Origin of the sequence: Nostoc cf. edaphicum LEGE 07299 (assembly GCF_015207245.1) — a bacterium.
In the GTDB taxonomy this organism is placed as follows: Bacteria; Cyanobacteriota; Cyanobacteriia; order Cyanobacteriales; family Nostocaceae; genus Nostoc; species Nostoc edaphicum_B.
Genome location: NZ_JADEXF010000691.1, coordinates 1 through 3,430, shown reverse-complemented (window position 1 = coordinate 3,430; position 3,430 = coordinate 1). Strand labels below are relative to the sequence as shown.

Sequence of the window (3,430 nt, the reverse complement as noted above, 5' to 3'; positions counted from 1 at the left end):
ATCAAATAGAAAGGTTATTCGTTATTCTCAAGTATAGATGGACACTAGGATATCTTGATTGATTTAACAGAGAAATTCTGCGACATAGATGATTTCTATGCCATCTGAAAACTAATGTGGCAGAAAACGCCCCAACTGCCGTTTTTTTGAGTTCATCGAATTCAGATTAAATTAATCTTCTAAAATTTGGATTTCATCAAGTTGATTAATCACCACATCTGCACCTCGAACGTTATCTGACTTACCTACCCAAGTGATACCAATACAACCTGCGGCTTTAGCATTACGCGCCATTTGCATATCCCCAACTGAATCACCCACCATCAAGGTAGCGCTCGGTTCAACTCCCAAAGCTTGGCAAGCTTGCAAAAATAGCACTGGATCTGGTTTACTAGGCCCTTCATCTACGCCCATTTCTAACTGGATATAATTACTTAATTGGTGATTGGCTACAAAATTACGTACTTCTTCAGTTGTCGCAGCCGAGAGGATGCCAAGTTTTAGACCACCCTCCCGCAGGTATTTCAAAATTTCTAGGCTACCTACAAACAGTGGTGAAGGAGTTTCTCCAATGTATTTTTCCGCTTCATCCAAAGCTTGACGGGCTATTTTTAAGCACTCAAACCATCCTCTTCCTGTTTCGGCAATATATGCCGCAGCCGCAACTTCTGTTTCGCGGCGACTCGCTACTGATATTAAACCTGCGGGATCTAGAAAATTGCCATTGATGCCAAATGCCATTAATAGGGGTTCCCCAGTTCCAGGAATTTGAGCATCTATTAACCTCGTTGCTTTTTGGGCTAGCGATCGCAAATACGTTTCTGAATCTTCTAGAGTACCGTTTTTATCAAACAAAATTGCCTGAATATTACCAAAAGTGATATTTCTACATTTAATGGTTGCCATAATATTTAACTTCTAACTACTCCCAAATCTTCACTTTCAGCGATTGTCCACATAAAAAAAGAGGGAAAAACCCTCTTTATAAAAATGATTTGATACTCTTACTTCAAGACAAGTAAAACTATAAAAAATCTATTACTCTTCAATAGCTGCTGGAATTTCCTCTTCAGTTTCCGTCGCTGCTGGAATCTCTGTTTCAATTGCCGCAACTACTGGAATATCTTCTTCAAGTTCTGTTGCTGGTGGAATATCTTCGTCAAGTTCCGTTGCTGGTGGAATATCTTCGTCTGCTAAAGTTTCCGCAGGTGCAGCCGCAGCAGTAGCACCTTGCTGCTTGGCTAATAGCTGTTCGCGATACTTAGCAGCCATTTCTTCTGCTTTATCGTAGACCAAATCCCGATTTTTAATCATGTCACCGGGTTCGGGTTCTAGCTGCTTGGTAGATAGGGAAATGCGACCCCTTTCTGCATCCAAGTCAATGATCATGACTTTCACTTCATCATTGACATTGAACACGCTATGAGGTGTATCAATATGTTCGTGAGAAATCTCAGAAATATGCAGCAGACCACTGACGCCGCCAATGTCGATGAAAGCACCGTAGGGTTTGATACCACGAACAGTACCAATTACTACTTCGCCGACTTCTAGGCGGTTCATCTTGCGCTCAACCAGCGCCCGACGATGAGATAGAACGAGGCGATTGCGTTCTTCGTCCACCTCTAGGAATTTCAACGGCAGATCCTCGCCGACCAATTCTTCTTTAGGTTTGCGGGTACTGATGTGGGAACCTGGGATAAAGCCACGTAATCCCTCAATCCGTACCAATGCTCCACCGCGATTGGTTGCAAATACACCAGAACGGACAGTCGCATCTTCTGCTTGCAACTGCCGCACGCGTTCCCAAGCCCGCATATATTCAATACGGCGAATGGAAAGGGTTAATTGACCATCTTCGTTTTCATCGGTAAGGATGAAAAACTCGCGCGTTTCATTTGACTGTAATACTTCTTCCGGGCTATCCACCCGGTTAATAGACATCTCTTGTATAGGTATATATGCTGCGGTTTTAGCACCAATGTCAATCAGAGCGCCGCGCGGCTCTATACTGAAAACTGTTCCTGGGACAACATCACCAGGGCTAAAATGATAATCGTATTTGTCAAGTAGAGCAGCGAAATCTTCGTGAGTGAATCCAATTTCTGTAGCGGTTAAATTCTGATTGACCATGCTGATTTGTTCCTGGTTCTAGTCTCCGTAAAGGTGGTGCGACAAGCGCGATGCGTTATGTAAGCAGTACTATGGCAGCTTACACAAAACATCCTTTTTCATCCTAGCGCAGAAAAGCTAGCATTAACACATATCTACTCCCAAGATTGGAAATTATATCACAACATTTGGTCATTAGTCATTAGTCATTAGTCATTAGTCATTAGTCATTAGTCATTGGTTATTGGTTATTGGTCATTGGTCATTGGTTATTGGTTAGGGACTTCCAAATTAAAAAACATCCAAAAATTTCATCCAACAATTCTCTCTCTTCTTCATCTCTCCGTGCCCTCTGCGCCTCTGTGGTTCGTTTTTTTGGATAATTTATTTCTTGGAAATTCCTTAGTAGTAAGAAGCAACATAAAGGACAAATGACAAATGACAAATGACAAAGGACAAACATAATAATATCCGTTGCCACCATACTTAGTAGCAACGGATATTAAGATTAAATCCGCTTAAAAGTCTGTGGATAAGATCTACTTATCTTTTGGTTTCTCAAAGCGAGGTGGTTCGCGAAATGCGATCGCAAAGAAGAGAGTACCTATACACAGAGTAAAAATCAAGATGTACGCAACGCTTTCCATATTACGATTTCCTCTTTATCCAGCCAGTAGTTAAAGTTTTTAATGATGAGTCACCTGAGTGCTGAGTCAGAGCCTGAACTCAGAACTCAGCACTCAAAACTCAGCACTGAAATTAAAGGGCTTCTTTCCGGCGGGTTGACTTGTCACCCACTTTCTGGAATAGACCCCACTCAACTTGCTCTTCAAGATCGGCGTCAACACCAGCAAATACGTCTCGGTAGATTGTCCGAGCGCCATGCCAGAGATGACCAAAGAAGAACAGCAGAGCAAATACGGCGTGTCCAAAGGTAAACCAACCTCTAGGACTGGTGCGGAATACACCATCAGAGTTCAAGGTTTCCCGGTCAAATTCAAAGATTTCACCGCCTTGAGCTTTACGGGCATACTTCTTCACATCAGCTGGTTCTGTAAAGGTCTTACCATTCAGATCGCCACCGTAGAAACTAACGGTAACACCAGATTGCTCGAAGCTATATTTAGATTCTGCCCGACGGAAGGGAATGTCAGCGCGGACAATTCCATCTGCATCAGTCAAAATCACTGGGAAGGTTTCAAAGAAGTTGGGGAGACGACGTACAGTCAATTCCCGTCCTTCAGAATCTTTGAATACGGCGTGACCTTGCCAAGATTGGGCAATGCCATCACCCTTCACCATGGGCCCTGTACGGAAT

General features: G+C 42.9%; 3 protein-coding genes and 1 pseudogene. All 4 read right to left on the bottom strand.

Annotated features, from left to right (window positions below; all coding sequences use genetic code 11):
• Positions 1 to 171 precede the first annotated feature (171 nt).
• Positions 172 to 906 (bottom strand): HAD family hydrolase, encoded by a 735-nt coding sequence (locus tag IQ229_RS19090; protein ID WP_194046440.1) that lies wholly within the window; start codon positions 904 to 906, stop codon positions 172 to 174.
• Between the two features lie 132 nt (positions 907 to 1,038).
• The gene (locus tag IQ229_RS19085; RefSeq protein ID WP_194046438.1) at positions 1,039 to 2,133 is read right to left on the bottom strand and encodes a 30S ribosomal protein S1; all 1,095 of its coding nucleotides are present in this window, start codon (positions 2,131 to 2,133) and stop codon (positions 1,039 to 1,041) included.
• Positions 2,134 to 2,651: 518 nt separating this feature from the next.
• Complete coding sequence (locus IQ229_RS19080) at positions 2,652 to 2,759, bottom strand: photosystem II reaction center protein T (protein WP_084227385.1); 108 nt, start codon at positions 2,757 to 2,759, stop codon at positions 2,652 to 2,654.
• 112 nt (positions 2,760 to 2,871) lie between these two features.
• Positions 2,872 to 3,430, bottom strand: a pseudogene (locus IQ229_RS19075) (photosystem II chlorophyll-binding protein CP47); the annotation flags it as partial.

Bases quoted from the DNA above. Each gene is read 5' to 3' on its own strand.
- IQ229_RS19090 (WP_194046440.1), bottom strand. From the start codon at position 906: ATGGCAACCATTAAATGTAGAAATATCACTTTTGGTAATATTCAGGCA.
- IQ229_RS19085 (WP_194046438.1), bottom strand. From the start codon at position 2,133: ATGGTCAATCAGAATTTAACCGCTACAGAAATTGGATTCACTCACGAA.
- IQ229_RS19080 (WP_084227385.1), bottom strand. From the start codon at position 2,759: ATGGAAAGCGTTGCGTACATCTTGATTTTTACTCTGTGTATAGGTACT.